The organism is Paenibacillus sp. JT31N17, assembly GCF_056269255.1.
In genome coordinates this window covers 272963-290910 of sequence record NZ_JBWDNP010000007.1, presented here as the reverse complement: position 1 = coordinate 290910, position 17948 = coordinate 272963, and the positions used below count along the sequence as shown (strand labels likewise).

The window sequence follows — 17948 nt, the reverse complement described above, 5'->3', positions numbered from 1 at the left end:
CGGTTAAAAAGTTGAACGGGACGTTGCATATACAGGCTACTATGGTTACTAAGGAAAGGAAATGACCCATGACGGATAATACCTTCTGGTACCAGAAGCAGCTGCGCATTCTGCAGACCGTGCTTCGCGAGCCCGATATCGTCGATTATGACGCCCAATCGGTGGTGGCGTATTTGGAGAGCATTCACTCCAACTGCATTATTATTAACGGCGGCGGGATTGTCGACTTCTTCCGGCATAATCTGGTCACCGCCAATCCCAATCCCTTTATGCAAGGCGAGGATATTCTGAAGGACCTCACGGATGCCTGTCATGCAAAAGGCATCAAAGTGGTTGTCCGGGTTGATTTTCGCGGCGTGGACAAAAGGATTTATGAGCTGCGTCCCGACTGGTTCAGCGTCAATGCGCAGGGCGAGCCGCTTATCCGCGACAATCCGCTGCATTCGGCTATTTTTCAACCCTGCTATCAGAGCAAATACCGCAATGAGCATGCCTATGCCTTTATAGATTACCTGTTTCAGAATTACGATATCGACGGGGTATGGGAAAATTCCTATAACCAGTGGGGCATCTGTTACTGCAAAAGCTGCTCGGACCGCTACCGCAGCGAAATCCGCAAAGAGCTGCCGCGCGGGGATGATTTCTTCGATCCGCATTACGACGAGTACCGTATCTGGAAAGCGGCCTGCGTCGAGGAGCATTTGCGCGACTGCCGCGCCGTTGTGAAGAAATATGGAGAGGACAAAGCTTTTGCAGCGGAGATATTCGGCTTGTATCATGACCAGTTCAAGGGCAGCAGCCATGATCTGTACGCCATCAGGGAGCATTTTGATTTCCTGGTCACGCCGTTGTTCACTGCCGATTATGAACCACTTAACGGTCCATCCACGCTGATTAAATTTCTAAAGAGCCTGTCGCCGGACAAGACGCCGGTTATGCTGTTCGGCCATCTGGGCACCAACAACAATTTGCGCTACATCTCTTCTCCGAAGCAGGAGACGAGGCTGTGGATGTGGGAAGCCATCAGCGCCGGCGGTTCGTTCTGGAATGTGATCTTCAACGGAGCGCATCCCGGATCGACCTATGACCGCCGCAACGCCATGCTTCCCGCGGATATTTATGACTATATGGAACGCCATGAGGATGTTCTGACCATTCAGAATACGGACCCTGAAGTAACGGTTCTCTATTCACGGGCATCCAATGCGGCGCTGGGTAACCATGACCGTTCCAAGGACGCTTATATGACGCATCTGATCGGGCTGGAGCAGGTGCTTACCGACCGCCGGATTCAATACCGGCTGCTGACGGATGACAGGCTGAACCTGGAGACGCTGGCTCAAACCCGCGTACTGATTCTCGCCAATGCGGCTTGTCTGTCCGACAGGGAGATAGAGACGATCCGCAGCTTTGTGAAGGCTGGAGGCAAGCTAATTTCGACCGACCGCACCTCGCTGCTCCGCGAAGATGGAACCGAACGCCATGATTACGCGCTTGGCGATGTATTTGGCTGCTCGTTCACGGGGATCGTCAAGGATAATTCGACGTCCGGCTACCAGAAGATAAGAGAGCGTCATCCCCTGGCCCGAGGGTTCGAGGATACGGAGCTGCTGGCAAGCTGGGGGCCGCAGCGTCTGGTCCGCAGAACGGCGGATACCGCAGAGTCCATCGCAACCTATGTGCCGCAAATTTTCCCTCAACCGCCTGAGCGCTCCTGGCTGAGAAGCTACGATACCGAATATCCGACGCTTCTATTGAATCGTTATGGACTTGGCGAATCGGTGTTCTTCCCGTATGGCGTAGACCGGAATATCTGGCTGCACGGCCATGCCGATTTTGCCGGGCTGCTGGCGGGCAGCGTGGATTATTTGCTCGGCAGCCAGTATAAAGTCAGCACGACTGCGCCATCCAGCGTCCATTTCAGCCTGAATTGCAGCGGCTCAGACGGGGATGCCTACATTTTGCATGCGGTGAACACAACATCGCTGCCAAGGCGCCCCATTCTGGAGACGATTCCCGTAACGGATATAGAAGTCTCGCTGACGCTTGCGGGCTCGCGGGTTCAAGAATTCCGCAGTCTGCACGAGGATGCGCCGGTTCAGCTTATCTCCTCCGATACCCGGGATGACGGCAGCATCTTGCTGCGAATCGCAATTCCAAAAATCTATGAGTACTCCGGACTTTATATCAAAGTTGGCGAGGCGTGAATTCATCCATCCTGTCAAGCGGCGGAGAAATGAACATGATTCGAGAGGCTTTTTTCCCGCATCAGAAGCCTTGCCTGCTGCATGGCGTCATGAGAAGCTTGAAGAGAAGCCGCAAGGTCCCGTTCTCAATTCCGCAAATCTGTTCCATGCACAATATTTACAAGGAGGGGATCAATATGTCTAAAGTCAGTCAGCTGGCGGAGCTGCTGTCCACGATGAAGGTCGTGGATCTGTCCCACACGCTGGAGGAAAATATGCCTGTCGTTCAGTCGCATTCCCGTTACTATCACACGCTTCTGGATTCTTTCGAAACGGGAAGCATCGCCCTTGCCTATCAGCTGATGATGAGCGAGCATTGCGGAACGCATATGGATGCGACTGCGCATTTTATTAAGGAAGGGCACCCTGCCCACCTGTATATGGATGAAACGCCGGTCGCCAAGTTTTACGGCCGCGCGTTGACGCTGGATTTCTCCCATTACACAGCCGAGGATGAAGTAACAGCAGAGGAAATTGAGCAGTGGGAGCGGGATAATCAGCCGATTCTGCCTGGCGATATTGTATTCTTCCGCTTCGGCTGGGACCGTTATTGGATTCCCCGGACCAAAAGTCTTGATTTCAGCCTTGCCTGGCCGGGTATTAATAAAGAAGCGGCCGAGCTTCTGGTGGCGCGGGACATTAAAGTTGTCGGCTGTGACGCTATTGCCATCGATGGCAGCAGCGCCGGTCAATCGCCTGCCCATTATGTGCTGCTGGGCAATGGGGTGAACATTATCGAGAATCTGACCCGGCTGGATCAGATTCTTGGTGAATCCTATGTTATGGCAGCGCCGCTTAAGGTAAAGCAAGGTTCCGGCGCGCCGATGCGCGCGCTTGCTTTTGTATAGAAAATACAGATAGTCGAGAGGACGATGACCGATGAACCGGAGTTTTGGAATGGGTCTTGGAGGCCACTCGTTTATCGAAGCGCTAGGAAGCGACCCGCTTGCTTCCTTCGAGGAGCAGTGCGCTATCGTCGCTGCTTGTCTGGATAACGGCATCGCGGTTATCGATACGACCTATTATCAGGAGCGCGTGGCGCTGGGCAGAGTTCTGGAGCAGCTGGGCCGGCGGGATGAGGCGCATATTATGGCCTGGAATTTCTTCAAGCCCGCAGTTGAATCAGATGAGCTTCCGGGGCCGACGCCTTATGAGGCGGAGCATATCGATATCATGCTGGAGGAGCTTGGAACCAACCGGATCGATACGCTTGTGATTCATGTGCACAACGATAAAAGCAGGTTCGGGCAGGAGCTGGAGCTGGCGCAGGAATGGCTGTCCGCGGGGAAGATCAAACGCGTGGCGCTGGGCATGGCTCGTGCGGAGGATCTGAAGGGGCTGCCGGACAAGCATCCCGTATCGTGTGTGCTTGCGCCTTATAACGCGTTTAACCTGGGCGCGGAGGAAGTCTTCAAGCTGGCCAGGACTGCGGGTATGGAGGTGCTTGCCTTATCTCCCTTCATACGCGGCTGGAAGCTGGAGGAGATCGGGGAGAAAGAGGATGCGCCAGGCATTCTGCTGCGCTGGGTCGCGCAAAGCCCGCTTGTCGATAAAGTGATCGTTTCCATGCGCAAACCGGAATATGTGAGGGGCAACCTGCAAATATTGAAGCAGGGCCAGTTGAGCATCAGTGAGCAGGAGAAGCTTGTGGGCTGGGTGAACCGGTTCAAATGAAATCCCGGACGCATCAGACCGGGTTCAAAGATAAACATGAGAAGCGGAATCAGGCGCAGTGCCGGATTTCCGCTTCTTAATTGAGGTCATAACTCTGCTGCAAAGGACGGCGGAGCCGTTTCTTCCTGCCATGCTTACCAGGAGCCTCGAGAAGACATGAAACTTCCGGGAGCGGACGCCTTATTTAGGATTGACACGGAGGCGCTTACATGAGAAAATGTACGCGTGTACACTGCGTGGGTTTTCCATCTGACAAGACACAATGAAGTGAGGTTTAATCGCGGATTAAACCCAAGCAGAATTGGGAGGAAGGACTTATTCGCAGAAGAGAGGTCGCTAGGCTTGCGGGTGTGTCGGAAGCTACCGTTTCGCGGGTGCTTAATGGGGTCGGACCGGTTAAGGAGGAGACGAGAGAGCGGGTGCTGGCTGCGGCCAGGCAGCTGAATTATGTTCCCAGTGCGCTGGCGCAGCGGTTTGCACGCAGCAAAAGCGGCAATCTGGGTGTCATACTGCCGCTGCTGCCCAAGGTCAATCTGTTCTCGACCTATTATTTCTCGGAAATTCTGAGCGGGATCGGCGTAACGGCCAAGGAACGCGGCTACGATCTGCTGCTCTTGTTCCGAAAACCGGATGAGTCCAGGGATTACGCGAATTTGTTCCGCACCCAAAAGGTGGACGGCTGTATTATTCTTGGCGCACAGGATGTACCGGGCGAGCGTGCGGCATTAGCAGAGCTGCAGGAGGGGAATTATCCTTTTTGCCTGGTGAATCAGCGGTTCGACGGCGAAGCCTATAATACGATTGACGCCGACCAGCGCATGGGCAGCCATGAAGCTGCGAGAACTCTCATCGGACAGGGCTGCAGACGAATCCTGTTCCTGAACGGACCGGGTGTGTACTCCAACAGCTTGGATCGTTTGGACGGCTATAAGCAGGCGCTGGAAGAAGCCGGACTGCCCTTCGATCCCGCGATGGTGCTGACCGGCAATTACAGCCGGACAAGCGGCTATCAGCATGCGGAAGCCGTTGCCGCCATGATAGGCGCAGGTCTCGCGGACGCGGTTATCGCCGCCAATGACCGGATGGCGATCGGTCTGCTGCAAGGCTTGAAGGAGCGCGGAATGCGCGCCGGCGTGGATGCCGCCATTATCGGCTGCGATGACTCCGAAGGCGCAAGATTGACAGATCCGCCGCTGTCCTCCATTATGGTCCCTTTTTATCAGATCGGGTGCGAGGCTGCTTCCCAACTGCTGGGTATTATAACGGCGGATAGCAATGATCAGGACCGGCAGGAGGCTATTCATGTCAAATTGCCCGTACGGCTCGTGGTAAGGGCATCATCCAGGACTCCGACCTAACGTGTTTGATTCTTAATCCGGAACCCGCCACTTTCTATCTGCGGCGGAATCCGGATGTATGGAATGAGCTTGACTTATGATATCCAATTGAATGAGGAGGGCACAATGTATGAGTAATATTCGTGTCGGTATGATTGGTTATAAATTTATGGGCAAAGCCCACAGCAACGCTTACCGGGCCCTGCCGATGTTCTTCCCGAATGTGCCGAAGCCGGAGATGAAGGCGATCTGCGGCCGCGATCCGGAAGGGCTGGAGCAGGCACGAGCCCAGTTCGGCTGGGAATCGTCCGAGACCGATTGGCGCAATCTGATCGCCCGCGACGATATTGATCTGATCGATATTAACGCCCCAAGCGACGCCCATAAGGAGATCGCGCTTGCTGCAGCGGCCGCGGGCAAGCATATCTTCTGCGAAAAGCCGTTGGCGCTTAACCTGGCTGATTCTGTGGAAATGCTGGAAGCTGCGGAGAAAGCGGGAATCAAGCATCTGGTTGGCTTCAACTATCGGTTTGCGCCTGCGGTCCAGCTTGCGAAGAAGCTGATCGCGGAAGGGCGGATCGGCAAGATTTATCATTTCCGCGGCATGTTTCTGCAGGATTTTATCGTGGACCCGGACTTCCCTCTTGTCTGGCGTCTGCAGAAGGAAATTGCCGGCTCCGGCTCGCTTGGCGATCTTGGCGCGCATGTGATCGATATGGCCCGCTTCCTGGTAGGTGAATTTCAGGAAGTGATCGGCATGAACGAAACTTTCATTAAAGAGCGTCCGCTTCCGTCCGCCATGACCGGACTCAGCGCCAAAGGCGACAAGGATGCTCCGCGCGGTCCTGTTACCGTCGATGATGCCACGCTGTTCCTGTCACGATTCGATAACGGGGCGCTTGGCAGCATTGAAGCGACGCGTTTTGCTCCAGGACACCGCTGTACGAATTCCTTTGAAATCAACGGCAGCAAGGGCAGCATCAAGTTCGATTTCGAGCGGGTCAACGAGCTTCAGGTTTATTTCACGGATGATGCCGCAGATGTTCAGGGCTTCCGCCGTGTGCTGGCAACCGATCCGGCGCATGCGTACAGCGAAGCCTGGTGGCCGCCGGGCCACACGATCGGATACGAGCATACCTTCACGCATGAGCTGCATGAGTTCATGCTGGCTCTGTCGGAAGACCGTCAGCCGGTTCCGAATTTCCATGACGGGGTAGCGTGCCAGGCAGTACTGGAGGCCGTAGACAAATCAATTGAGGAACGCCGCTGGGTCGCGATTTCCGAGCTGCGCTAGAAACCAAAGCGAGATGAAGAAAGGTGTGTTGTAATGAGAAAGGCATTGATCGTATGGGGTGGATGGGATGGCCATCAGCCAAAGGAAGTCGCGGCTATTTTCGCCGATTTGCTGCGCAAGGAGAACTTCGAGGTAACCGTGTCCGATACGCTTGACGCCTATAAGGATGCCGAACTAATGGCGCAGCTGGATCTGATTGTTCCCGTGTGGACCATGGGGACGATTGAGAAGGAGCAGCTGCGTCCGCTGCTGGATACCGTTCAAGCGGGCTGCGGTATTGCCGGCTGTCATGGCGGGATGTCGGACTCCTTCCGCAATGAGGTGGAATACCAGTACATGGTCGGCGGCCAATGGGTGGCTCACCCGGGCAATGACGGGGTGCTGTATGAGGTGAACATGGTGGATGCCGAGGATTCGCTTACGCAGGGAATCGGCGATTTTGAAGTTTCTTCGGAGAAATATTATATGCATATCGACCCTGCCGTCCGGGTTCATGCGACAACCTCTTTCGGCGATGTCAAGATGCCGGTTGTCTGGAGCAAGACCTGGGGTGAGGGCCGCGTATTCCATAACACATTGGGACATCAGGCCAATATTGTGGAAATCCCGCAGGTGCTTGAGCTCATGCGCCGCGGCTTCTTGTGGGCTGCGCGCGGTTAGTTAATGTCTAACGGGGTCAGCCGTCTCTTCATTATATACCTGCGGCGTTCTGCACGGAGCAGGCCGCCGCGGCTTCACGGCATGTATTCATTGTCATAACCTTAGGAGGGTTCCCTATTATGAAGCGGGTTAAAGTCGGTATTGTCGGCTGCGGTAATATCAGCAAAATTTATTTCACCAATTTGCAAAAATATCCAGAGCTCGAGCTTGTCGCTGCGGCTGATCTGGATCTATCCCGTGCCGAGCAGCGCGCGCAGGAATTTAATCTGGATAAAGCCTATACCGTCGATCAGCTGATGGCCGATCCGGAGATTGAAATTGTCGTGAATCTGACGATTCCCAAAGCGCATGCATCGGTATGTCTTCAGGCATTGGAGTCCGGCAAGCATGTTTACGTAGAGAAGCCCCTGGCTGTAACCCGCGAAGAAGGGCAGCAGGTGCTCAAGCTGGCGAAGGAGAAGGGGCTGCGCGTTGCCAGCGCGCCGGAAACGTTCCTGGGCGGGGGCATTCAAACCTGCCGCAAGCTGATTGATGACGGCGCTATCGGAACGCCGATCGCGGTTAGCGGGTTCATGATTGGCGGCGGACATGAGAGCTGGCATCCGGATCCGGAGTTTTATTATGAGGTCGGCGGCGGTCCGATGTTTGATATGGGACCGTATTATTTGACCGCTTTTGTCAATTTGCTGGGACCGATCAGACGCGTAACGGGCTCTGCCGTTATTTCTTATCCGGAGCGCACCATCACAAGCGAGAAGAAACGCGGTCAGAAGATCAAGGTCGAGACGCCGACGCATATCGCGGGTGTGCTGGATTTTGAAAGCGGCGCGGTCGGAACGCTGATTACCAGCTTTGACGCCAAGGGAGGAACATCGCTGCCGAACATTGAAATACACGGCAGCGCAGGGACCCTGCTGGTGCCGGACCCGAACGGTTTCGGCGGCAAAGTGAAGCTGAGGAAAGCGGGCGGCGAATGGGAAGAGATTGCGCTGACTCACGGCTACACCGACAACAACAGGGGAATCGGCGTTGCCGATATGGCCCGGGCCATCAATGAAGGCGGACCGCATCGTGCGAACGGGGAGCTTGCCTATCATGTGCTTGAGGCTATGCATGGGTTCCATGATGCTTCGCGTGACGGCAAGCACTACAACATGGAGAGCACCTGCGAGCGTCCTCAGCCGATGCCGGCGCTTGAAACCCAATCCAAATAAGCAAACAATCAATCAGCTTGCCTTCCCGGCAAGCTGGTTTTTTTATATGACTCAGGAGCATAGGATATGGAAAAAGAATTGGCGCTATGGCGGTTCGTTATGTATATCCGGGCGCGCCAAAGAATAATAGCCGGCGCGGCCCGTCATGAAGAAGGATTAGGAATCAATTCCGTTTTACGGGCAACAGAAAACACCGGATATGAGACTAAGATTCGTTCCTTAACTTGGACTTGGAGGAGCATTCTCTGCGGAACGCAGATGGTTATATAAGGTTTGCACCATTCGGTTCTGATCGGGAGAAGGGCTGTTCTTCCAGATCATTTCGAACAGGACGCCAAGACCTGGAAGCGCCTTTTCATCGGTGCCGATGGACCCTTCGATGACTTCTGTCAATTCTTCACCTGTTTTGTCATGAACGCGCTGGACGATGGCCTGACGCAAATCAAGTATGTTCAAGGGGATCCCTCCATTATCGATTTCGGGTTTAATATATCCCGCAGCGTCTGGTTTCATCCCGCCTCCCTCGTATCGGATATAGAGGAAAGCTGTGGTATAATAAGAAAAGTGTGTTCACCTGAATACAAGGAGTGTGCGGACTTTTGGCGAAGAAGCAATTTGCAGTCATTGGAATGGGACGTTTCGGTTCAAGTGTCGCCAGCGCTTTGTCCAATCTGGGTTTTGAAGTGCTGGCCATCGATTCTGATGAACAAAAAACACAGGATGTCGCGAGTATAGTGACTCATGCCGTTTCTGCGGATACGACGGATGAGGACGCGCTTCGGGCGCTTGGCATCCGCAACTTTGACGTGGTTGTCGTCGCGATTGGAGCGGATATCCAAGCGAGCATTTTGACCACCCTGATCTTGAAGGATCTGGGCGTGCCCAAGCTGATCGTCAAGGCGCAAAATGAGCTGCACGGCAAGGTGCTCAGTAAAATTGGCGCAGACAAGGTTATTTTTCCGGAACGGGATATGGGCCTTCGGGTTGCACATCATCTGATCTCGCCCAATATTCTGGATTTTATCGAGCTGTCGGATGACTACAGCATTGTCGAGATGAAGGCGCCTGCCCAAGCGGTTGGGAAAAACCTGAAGCAGCTGGATATCCGGGCTAAATATAAATGCAATGTGCTGGCGATAAAAACCGATAATCACATGAATATATCTCCTTATGCGGACGATATTATAAAGGACAACGATATTCTGGTTATCGTCGGTAAAAATCAGGATTTGACAGATCTTGAAATCGTATATGCGGAAGGCTGAAACAATCTGTGAATAAACCAATATCCCATATTACTTCCATACAAAATGATACCGTGAAGGCGATGGCCGCCTTGCTGGACAAGAAGCATCGTGACCGCAGCGATGCTTTTCTGGTTGAGGGTGTTCATCTAGTCCAGGAGTCGCTGCTTGCCGGCGCTGACGTCCTGAAGGTTGTCTATGATGCTGCACGCGGCATCCCGGCCGAGCTTCTGGAGCTGCTGGAACAAAGCAGCTGCGAGCTGATTGCCGCTTCTTCCGCAGTTATGTCCAAATGCACGGGAACCGACAGCCCGCCGCCGGTATTCGGCATCGTTGCCAAGCTAAAGCCCGACTTGTCCGCTTTATACCGGGAGCATTCGCTGGTTGTGGTGCTTGACGGCGTCCGCGATCCCGGCAATGTCGGGACCATTATCCGGAGCGCGGATGCAGTGGGAGCGGATGCGGTGCTGATAGGCGATGGCAGTGTGGATTTATACAATCCCAAGACCGTCCGTTCCACGATGGGCTCGTTGTTTCATTTGCCTATTATTGAAGGAAGCCTGTCGGACTATCTGCCGGAGGCGGCAAGCAGAGGAATTCAGCTGGTTGGCACCAGTCTGCAGGCGGAGAAGAGCTGCTACAGCCATAACTGGACGGTGGCGACCTGGCTGCTGCTGGGCAGCGAGTCGCACGGGTTGTCGCCGCTTGCGCTTGAATCGGTCAGCGCCAGCGTAATTATTCCCATGCGCGGGCAATCGGAGTCGTTGAACGTAGCTATGGCCGCCACGGTGCTGCTGTATGAGACGCTGAGACAGCGGGAATTTTAAACAAATAATAATTCCTGTCCGCTGTGAATTATAAGGTAAAATGGAGACTGATTTATAAGATAGTTTGCGACTGTTTATAACATCAAAATGAAACGGCTGGATGGCAGCAGATCCTTGTATTACAAGGGTTTGCTGCCATTTGGTTTATGTGAGTTTTTTATAGTGAAGTTTATCGATTTTGGAAACACGATGATTATTTGCTAAAAATGTAAATTTCATATATTCATACACCAGCATCCGGCCGAAAGATGGAGCCTTTAGGGGACTCCTTTTTTTTATTATTGAACACTTCCGGCGCAGTTGTTGGATATGAAACAAAACTGCATTGATTAGCGATTGAATTAGCTTGTCAATCCGATATAATAATCAACATAAGTTAAATAAACAACGATAGTTGAATTAATAATATCACGGGGGGAATCATTGTGGAAAGCATTTGGACAGCCGAAAAAATGCCGAACCAACAAGGGACGAGAGTGGTGATTACCGGCGCGAGCAGCGGTATCGGTTATGAAACCGCCCGGGCTTTTGCCTCGAAAGGCGCTGAGGTGGTGTTTGCCATTCGAAATTTAGAAAAAGGAGAGGTGGTCGCCAGACAACTTAAAAAAGAGTATCCGAACGCATCGCTGAAAATGATGAAGCTGGACCTTAGCGATCTTTCCAGTGTCCGCCGATTTGCCCAAGAGTATAAGCAATCTTATGATTCGCTCAATCTTCTCATCAATAATGCCGGCGTCATGACTCCGCCTTTTCAAAAAACCAAGGATGGTTTCGAGCTCCAGTTCGGCAGTAATCATCTCGGTCATTTCGCGCTTACTGGACTTATGTTGCCGATGATGAGTCATATCCCTTCTTCTCGCGTCGTCACTCTAAGCAGTACCGCTATAAGAGGAGCCAAAATTAATTTCGATAATCTCGATGGCAGCAATGGCTACAACAGAGTGAAATTCTATGGTCAAAGCAAGCTAGCCAATTTATTATTTGCCCAAGAGCTGAATGTACGATTGAGGGCAAACGGCTCGAATACCATCAGTCTGGGCAGCCACCCGGGAAGAGCGAATACCAATCTGTTCTCGCTAGGATCCGAAAAAACAGGACCCCTGATGAAAATTGTAAAGGCACTCTTAGCCCCGCAATCCGCGGAGATGGGTGCTTTACCGACCTTGTATGCGGCAACTTATCCCATACTCAAGGGAGGCGAATACATTGGTCCGGACGGAAAAGGCGGAAATAAAGGGTATCCGAAGGTGGACACGTCCGTTCTGAAATTATATGATCCGCAGATTACCAAACAGTTGTGGGACGTGTCGGAGTCCCTTACAGGTATTTCGTATTTATCTTAAAGAGAGTTTAACCGGCAAATACGGCAAGACTAACGGCCATAACTGAATTTGCTGGAACTGCCAATGTTATGGTGGATGCGTCCGGAGCTGTAGGATCGCTAGTAGTTAAAATGAAATCCGAGTCGGATAAACTTACAAGTGTTGCGGCCACCGACTCTGCCCGGTACGAGCAGCGCTTGAAGATGACCCGACGAATAAAGCCGGTTGTCCAGAACTCCAGGGCAGCCAGGCTTTTTGCCGCGAGCAGACAATCCGTTCAGTGGCCGACTATTTCAGAGGAGTCGGTCCATCTAGAAGGGGCTGTTTTTGTCATAAATGATCTTATAACTCACAGGAATTGTAATTCCGAACACGTTTGGGATTGTTTTTTCAAGAATGTGCAGGTACCGAAGATCGGAATTTCAGCTCCAAGGGGGTGCCGCGCAGCATCCTTTCTTTCATATGCGGGCAGTATAACGGGAAGGCTATTTGAGTGATATGATATTGATAGGAGGGATAACATGCAGCTTAGCTCTAAAGAAATTTTTATTCGTCGACTTCAAATGGAGGACATGAATTCCTTGCTTGATCTGCGCATTCGAAATCGACAGTTTTTTCAGCCATTTGAACCTATCAATACGGATTCTCACTATAGCCCGGCAGGACAAAGAGAATTACTTGAAAAAGTGCATCAAAGCTGGGAGAACGGATCTGGATATGGTTTTGGAATCTTCTTAAATGACAATAGTCGCTTGATCGGAAGGGTTAATTTAAGCAACGTTGTTCTTGGCGCATGGGAAAGTTGTACAATTGGTTATTTTCTGGATGAAGCATGTAACGGACGGGGATTAACTACCGAAGCCGTTTATTTGGCTGTCCGGTTTGCATTCGAGCACGCTGCATTACATAGGGTACAAGGCGCCGTTATGCCCAGGAACGTGGGATCCATTCGGGTTCTTGAGAAGGCAGGATTTCGTTATGAAGGTTTCTCAGAATATTATTTGAAAATTAATGGAAAGTGGGAGCATCATAATATATACAGTATTACCCGTGAATTATGGGATCCCGGGAAGACGGCGATGAAACATTTGAACCAGGCAAAGCCGTGATTGTTATGCCAATAGTGCTCCGATTGAAGAAATGAAGGAGGACCTTCGCCCAGATCGAGACGAACCTCTTCGGTGTCGTAAACGTACGAGCGGCGCTTCCGATGCTGCGCAAGCAGCGTTCGGGTCATTTTATCCAATTCTATCCCTTGCCTCCACACTAAAAAGCCCGACCTCACACGGCGGGTTTTTCGGTGTGCCGGAAACAATAATCACCATGAAACAATTCAGCTGCAAAAATTCATGCTAAAAGTTCCACACTGCATTACCCACCACCCTTGTGATAAGATAATCCTGTTCTTTACACTCATCGCATTGGAGGCGCCTGGCGCATGGAACAGGACCACCGCTTTTCATTGATCAGGTCACTTAAGGGCAGACTGGCCATTATCTTGACGATCGCGACGATCATTCCTATTTTGCTGACCGGATATATCTCTTACCGGTGGATCTATATTGTGCAGACCCAGAAGATCGAGGCGGATTGGCTGGACAAGGTGCAGCGGGAGCGGGACGAGCTTGAACGGAAGCTCGACGAACTCGGCAGGGTTTCGCAGCTTATGGATATCGAGGGCGGGATCGGCCGGGACGTTGTGACGTTCATTACCAGCAAGGATTCGTTCAACCGCTCGATCCTGTTCCGCAATATTAATCAGTCCGTAGCGAACGTGAATTTCTCCAACCCCAATTTAGGGGTTATGTTCTATTATGCGCCGGAGCTGGCGGAGCCTTTATTATTTCCCAATGCCAGTGTGAAGATTAATTTCAAGCCGGAAAATCTGAAAGCGTTCTTCAAGCAGAAGCTGTTCACTTATTATGGGCCTTATGAATCACTGGACCAAGGAAATCAGCAGGAGCTCGTGTTCTCTCTGCTCCGCAAGCTGGAATATGGGAATGGGCGCTCGATCTATGCCTATATTGAGACGAAGGTCGTCGGACTCGAAGCGCTGTTCACTGCGGCGGGCGAGCCGGATTCCACGGTGGATTATCCCGTATATCATGTGCTGACCACGCCGACGGGGCAGGCTGCATTCAGCAATATGGCGGATGAGTCGGTTGATATCGGGGCAACATTTGCTGTGCCAGAAGGGACGTATCAGACCTTTCAGGCTGCAGGAAGGCAGGGCTGGACGCTATACCAGCTTATTCCCAAGGATGCGTACAACCGCGAGATGAACAAATGGCTGTCGCAGTTTATCCTGTTTGCTTCGTTCTCGCTCATTCTGGGCATCGTTCTCGCCTGGCTGATCTGGCGGATGGTGTACAGACCTATACGCATCATCAACAGGGAAATCACGAGATTCAGCTACAATCCGTCTCTGACGAGCGTATCGGCAACCGGGCTTGCGGAGTTCAATCACATACTGGCTAACTTTCACCAAATGAGCCGGCGCATATCGGAGCTGATCTCGGATGTGGAGGACAAGGAGAAGCGAAGAGGCCAGCTCGAGGTGGAGAAGCTGCTTGTGCAGATCAATCCGCATTTTCTTCATAACACGTTGAATACGATTCAATGGCTGGCCAGATTGGAGGGTCAGACAAATATTGCGAGGCTCGTATCGATTTTTACGAGGGTATTGCATTATAATCTGGGCAAGAAGAATATTATCGTTACCGTGAAGGAAGAGGTAGACGCCGTCCGCGATTATATCGAGCTCCAGAATATCCGGTATGATCATTCCTTCAATGTGAAGCTGCTCGTAGACCCGGACTGCCTTGATGTCCCGATTCCGCGCTTCATTCTTCAGCCGCTTGTGGAAAATGCGCTGTATCACGGCTTCGACAACGACGATAAAGGTGAAATCGAGGTTGCGATAAGCCGGGAGAAGCATGCGCTCTATCTGCGGGTGACAGACAATGGCAAGGGAGTGCCGGAGGAAAAGCTGCTGGAGATGCTGGAGGAAAGTGACGGCCAGCTGCACAAGTCGGGGCTTGGGATCGGTTTAAGATATGTGAAAAAAATGTTATCCGTCTATTATGGCGCAGAAGCGCAGCTGATGATTGAAAGCGGGGCCGGCATCGGTACGACGATCGCCATTCGGCTCCCGGATACCTTAAGAGGAGTGGATGTCCTTGATTCAGGCCCTGATCGTGGATGACGAAAGCCTGGTGCGCAAAGGGATGCGGCTCATGTTCCCGTGGGATAAATTCGGAGTTGAGATTGCAGGGGAAGCCGCGACGGGCGAGAAGGCCATGGAGTTTCTGCGGTCGCATCCCGTTCAGCTGCTGATGACCGATATTACGATGCCCGGGATGTCAGGGCTGGAGCTGGTCAGACAAGCGCAGGAGCTCGATCCCGCAATCAAGGTCGTCATTCTGACCTGTCATCAGGATTTTGATTTCATCCAGGAAGCGCTCCGCATGGGAGCGGTCGATTATATCGTCAAAACCCAGCTTGAGGAGATTGATCTGGACCTCACGATGGAGCGAATCCTCAGAGCTGTCCGGCAGGATCTTCCAGGGAGCGCTCTTGTCAAAACGAAGCCTGCGCATGCGCGGAAGGCGGCAGCCGAGCGGGCGGCGGGAGTGCTGTGGGTCATGGATGACGGTAGCTTCCAGGCGCTGGCGGATGCGGTCGCGGAGCTGGAAGGAAGCGATGCTGCGGAGCTTCAGCCGATTCTGCTAGACGCCATGGAACGATGGAGGCGGAGCTTCCCGATGTTCGGCTGGGACAAATGGTCCAGTCCGCCTGGGGAGGAGACAGCAGTATGGCTGCTACGGCTTCGCGCTGAGTTGGCCGCATGGCTGCGTAGCTCCGCCTATTCCGAGGATGTCATACGCTCAATCGTCAAGGCGGTTGATCTGATCACGGAGCAGCCTGGCGTGCATATGAAGCAGAGTGAGATCAGCCAATTGGTGAATCTGAGCAAAAGTTATTTCAGCACCAGCTTCCGCGGTATTACGCGGCTGACGTTCAGCCACTTCCTGCAGGCCGCAAGCCTGCATGCGGCAAGGGAACTGCTCCTTGCAACGAACCATCCCGTCTATTGGATCGCCGAGAAATGCGGCTTTACGGATCAGCGTTACTTCAGCAAATTATTCAAGGAACAAACCGGACTGCTGCCAAGCGAATACAGACAGCGGCATGCGGAGCGAGCCTGAATCTATTCAAACCCGCGAGCGGATCACGGCCATTCGGCCTGAACGCGATCGGGTTTTTGTGCTTTTTCATGATGAATCAGCAGCTGAGAGAGAACATTTTCTTCAAAAGGTGCGGCGATTATTTTCTCCAGGCTCCAATGAGAAGAAAATATTCGAACTTACTTAGAATCAGAGCCGCTCACAGGGCTGTGCAAGCGTTTGCTATAATCATGGTGCAATAGAAAATAGATAAGGGGAAAGGTGATATCCTCATCATGAAAAAACGAAAACAGGGAATTGCGCTTTTACTATCCGTCATTCTCATCCTGACGCTTGCCGCATGCAGCGGAGGCAACGGGAATAACGAAGGAGCGGCGCCCGAAGCGAACGCACCAACTAATGAAACTCCCAAACCGGATGCTCCGGCAGAGCCTTTGGGCAAATATGATCCGCCGATTGAAATAACGGCTGTGCGGGGGATAACCGAGGGAACGAAGTACAATGAAGGAGAATCGCTTGAAAATAACGTCTGGTCAAAAGCATATGAGAACGACCTGGGCGTTAAAGTCAAATACTTATGGACGACGCCTACCGCCCAATATGACCAGAAGCTGAATATTGCCATCGCTTCGGGCGATCTGCCCGATATTACGCCGGTCAGCGCATCGCAGCTGAAGGGCCTTGTCGAAGACGATGCACTGGAGGATTTGACCTCCCTCTATGATCAATATGGATCCGGGCTTACGAAGGACATCATGTCGCAGGATGGAGGCAACGCCATCAAATCCGCGACCTTCGACGGCAAGCTGTACGGCCTCCCGAACATGACCTCCGGACTTGGCCAAACACATATTTTGTGGGTGCGGACCGATTGGCTGAAGAAGCTGGGGCTGCCAGAGCCCAAGACAATGGATGATGTGGTCAAAACCGCTGAGGCTTTCGTCAAGTACGACCCGGACGGCAATGGCAAAGCGGATACTTACGGCCTGGGCATCAACAAGGATATTTTCGGGTTCTACGCCGGTATGCAGGGCTTCTTCAACGGTTTTCATTCCTACCCCAACACCTGGGTGAAGGACGCTTCCGGCAAGTTGGTTTATGGAAGCGTGCAGCCTGAGACCAGGGCAGCTTTGCTGAAACTGCAGGAAATGTACAAGAATGGACTGCTCGACAAGGAATTCGGCACGAAGGATGCGACGAAGGTAAGCGAGTCCGCCAATTCCGGCAAGCTGGGATTATTCTACGGCTTCTTCTGGAATGCGGGCTGGCTCCAGGATGGCAAGAATGTGGATCCCGCTATGGAATGGAAGCCGATTCCGATCGTTTCGGCGGATGATCAGCCGGCCAAGGCACAGGTTCCTTTTGCCATCAGCACGTATTATGTGGTCAAAAAAGGTGCCAAAAATCCGGAAGCCGCAGTCAAGCTGCTGAATTTCGATTTCGAGAAGCTTTGGGGCAAAACGGCACAGCCGGATGTGTACAGCTCGAGCAACAACATCGCGCTGTTCGAATATGCGCTCCTCTACGGCGAAGCGCCGCGCAAGAATCTGGACGCTCATCTGAATGTGGTCAAGGCACTGGAGTCCAAGGATCCTTCTGCCCTGAATACGGAAGAGAAGGGCTACTATGACAATATTCTGGCCTACCGCGCAGGCGACAACAAGATGTGGGGCAATAATCTGATGTACGGTCCCGAAGGCGCACTGGCGGTTATCGAGGGCTACTCCGAGAAATCCCGGCTTGTCGACGATGCCTACTACGGAGCTCCGACGCAGGGAATGACGGATAACAATGCGACGCTTCAGAAGCTGCAGCTTGAAGTGTTTACCCAAATCATCATGGGCGGCTCCATCGACGGGTTCGATAAATTTGTAACGCAGTGGGATGAGCTTGGCGGCAGTACGATTACCGGAGAAGTGAATGATTGGCAAGCCTCCCGCTAA

At 52.5% G+C, this 17948-nt stretch carries 15 protein-coding genes; 14 read left to right on the top strand and 1 reads right to left on the bottom strand.

The features are described from left to right. Positions 1 to 68: 68 nt before the first annotated feature. The 7 genes from AC0YOB_RS22940 to AC0YOB_RS22910 all read left to right on the top strand — a co-directional run bounded on the left by AC0YOB_RS22940 (position 69) and on the right by AC0YOB_RS22910 (position 8425). Complete coding sequence (locus tag AC0YOB_RS22940) at positions 69 to 2207, top strand: hypothetical protein (RefSeq protein WP_475794728.1); 2139 nt, start codon at positions 69 to 71, stop codon at positions 2205 to 2207. Positions 2208 to 2383: 176 nt separating this feature from the next. Next, on the top strand, positions 2384 to 3094 hold the full coding sequence (locus AC0YOB_RS22935; protein WP_475794727.1) for a cyclase family protein: 711 nt from the start codon (positions 2384 to 2386) through the stop codon (positions 3092 to 3094). Between the two features lie 31 nt (positions 3095 to 3125). After that, positions 3126 to 3920, top strand: a complete 795-nt coding sequence (locus AC0YOB_RS22930; protein ID WP_475794726.1) for an aldo/keto reductase — start codon at positions 3126 to 3128, stop codon at positions 3918 to 3920. A gap of 317 nt (positions 3921 to 4237) precedes the next feature. After that, positions 4238 to 5278 carry a LacI family DNA-binding transcriptional regulator gene (locus AC0YOB_RS22925; RefSeq protein WP_475794763.1) on the top strand — a complete coding sequence of 347 codons (1041 nt, stop codon included), beginning with the start codon at positions 4238 to 4240 and terminating at the stop codon, positions 5276 to 5278. A gap of 109 nt (positions 5279 to 5387) precedes the next feature. Then, entirely contained in the window at positions 5388 to 6551 is a 1164-nt protein-coding gene (locus tag AC0YOB_RS22920) for a Gfo/Idh/MocA family protein (RefSeq protein ID WP_475794725.1), read from the top strand. A gap of 33 nt (positions 6552 to 6584) precedes the next feature. After that, complete coding sequence (locus tag AC0YOB_RS22915) at positions 6585 to 7211, top strand: ThuA domain-containing protein (RefSeq protein ID WP_475794724.1); 627 nt, start codon at positions 6585 to 6587, stop codon at positions 7209 to 7211. A 119-nt stretch (positions 7212 to 7330) separates the two neighbouring features. After that, complete coding sequence (locus AC0YOB_RS22910; RefSeq protein WP_210038142.1) at positions 7331 to 8425, top strand: Gfo/Idh/MocA family protein; 1095 nt, start codon at positions 7331 to 7333, stop codon at positions 8423 to 8425. Positions 8426 to 8644: 219 nt separating this feature from the next. On the opposite strand, the gene AC0YOB_RS22905 is transcribed toward AC0YOB_RS22910, so the two are convergent. Then, positions 8645 to 8938, bottom strand: coding sequence for a small acid-soluble spore protein SspI (locus tag AC0YOB_RS22905; protein WP_379113916.1), 294 nt, complete (start codon positions 8936 to 8938; stop codon positions 8645 to 8647). Between the two features lie 86 nt (positions 8939 to 9024). Here AC0YOB_RS22905 and AC0YOB_RS22900 point away from each other — a divergent pair, with 86 nt between their 5' ends. From AC0YOB_RS22900 to AC0YOB_RS22870, 7 genes are all read left to right on the top strand, one after another. After that, positions 9025 to 9690: a potassium channel family protein gene (locus AC0YOB_RS22900; RefSeq protein WP_210038143.1), complete on the top strand. Its 666-nt coding sequence runs from the start codon at positions 9025 to 9027 to the stop codon at positions 9688 to 9690. 8 nt (positions 9691 to 9698) lie between these two features. After that, complete coding sequence (locus AC0YOB_RS22895; RefSeq protein ID WP_475794723.1) at positions 9699 to 10496, top strand: TrmH family RNA methyltransferase; 798 nt, start codon at positions 9699 to 9701, stop codon at positions 10494 to 10496. Positions 10497 to 10921: 425 nt separating this feature from the next. Continuing rightward, positions 10922 to 11839 (top strand): oxidoreductase, encoded by a 918-nt coding sequence (locus tag AC0YOB_RS22890; RefSeq protein ID WP_475794722.1) that lies wholly within the window; start codon positions 10922 to 10924, stop codon positions 11837 to 11839. Between the two features lie 500 nt (positions 11840 to 12339). Further along, positions 12340 to 12927: a GNAT family N-acetyltransferase gene (locus AC0YOB_RS22885; protein WP_475794721.1), complete on the top strand. Its 588-nt coding sequence runs from the start codon at positions 12340 to 12342 to the stop codon at positions 12925 to 12927. Between the two features lie 329 nt (positions 12928 to 13256). Then, a complete protein-coding gene (locus AC0YOB_RS22880; protein WP_475794720.1) occupies positions 13257 to 15023 on the top strand; it encodes a sensor histidine kinase in 1767 nt (588 codons plus the stop codon). After that, positions 14998 to 16026 (top strand): response regulator transcription factor, encoded by a 1029-nt coding sequence (locus tag AC0YOB_RS22875; protein ID WP_475794719.1) that lies wholly within the window; start codon positions 14998 to 15000, stop codon positions 16024 to 16026. The genes AC0YOB_RS22880 and AC0YOB_RS22875 overlap by 26 nt, the downstream gene beginning before the upstream one ends. Before the next feature lie 254 nt (positions 16027 to 16280). Beyond that, entirely contained in the window at positions 16281 to 17948 is a 1668-nt protein-coding gene (locus AC0YOB_RS22870; protein ID WP_475794718.1) for an extracellular solute-binding protein, read from the top strand.